We start from the raw sequence: 1024 nt of genomic DNA, 5'->3' as shown, positions 1-1024 counted from the left end.
AAGTGGATGGATGAGGGCGAAAAAACTCGGCAATTGGCGTACTTGCGGGACGTATTGGGCGGTGAGCAGAGTGTGCTGGCGTTACCTTTCGACCACCCACGCCCGGCCGTGCAGAGCCACCGTGGTGCGCGCTTGGCGATCGAACTGGCGCCGACACTGGCCCACGACCTCAAGGCCTTGGCCCAGCAACAAGGCGTGACGCTGTTCATGCTGCTGCTGGCGTCGTTCCAGACCTTGCTGCACCGCTACAGCGGCCAGGAAGAGATCCGCGTCGGCGTGCCGATTGCCAACCGCAATCGCAGCGAGACCGAGCGTCTGATCGGCTTTTTCGTCAATACTCAGGTACTCAAGGCCGACCTGAACGGCCAGATGAGCGTCGTGCAGTTGCTGCAACACACGCGTCAGCGCGCGCTGGATGCCCAGGCGCATCAGGACCTGCCCTTCGAGCAATTGGTGGAAGCCCTGCAACCGGAACGCAGCCTGAGCCACAACCCGTTGTTCCAAGTGATGTTCAACCACCAGACCGATGTGGGCCAGGCGCAGGTCCAGCATCAGCTGCCGCACTTGCGTGTAGAAGGGTTGGATTGGGAGAGTAAGACCGCGCATTTCGACCTGGACCTGGATATCCAGGAATCCATTGAAGGCATCTGGGCCACCTTGGGTTATGCCCAGGACTTGTTTGAAGCCGCCACCGTGCAACGTATGGCCCGCCATTGGCAGAACCTGTTGCAGGGCATGGTCGCCAACCCACAGCAAAGCCTCAGCCAATTGCCGCTGTTGGACAGTGCTGAGCAGCAACAGATTCTGCAGCTGTGGAATCACACCGATTCGGGCTTCTCGGCCAAGCGCCTGGTGCATGAAAGGGTCGCCGACCGCGCGCGGGAAAACCCGGAGGCTGTGGCGGTTAAATTCGATGCGCAGACCCTGACTTACGGCGAACTCGATGCTCAGGCCAACCGCCTGGCGCATGCGCTGATCGCCCGTGGCGTGGGGCCTGAAGTGCGCGTGGCCATCGCCATGCCGC

1 protein-coding gene is annotated in these 1024 nt (G+C 61.5%); it reads left to right on the top strand.

All coding sequences use genetic code 11. The features are described from left to right. The coding region (locus tag E0F99_RS29875; protein WP_130909140.1) for a condensation domain-containing protein at positions 1-1024 on the top strand (1024 nt) is incomplete at both ends.

Source organism: Pseudomonas antarctica (assembly GCF_900624995.1).
Taxonomy (GTDB): Bacteria; Pseudomonadota; Gammaproteobacteria; order Pseudomonadales; family Pseudomonadaceae; genus Aquipseudomonas; species Aquipseudomonas antarctica.
Note: the sequence above shows the minus strand (reverse complement) of the source record. Positions and strands in the feature narration are given on the sequence as shown.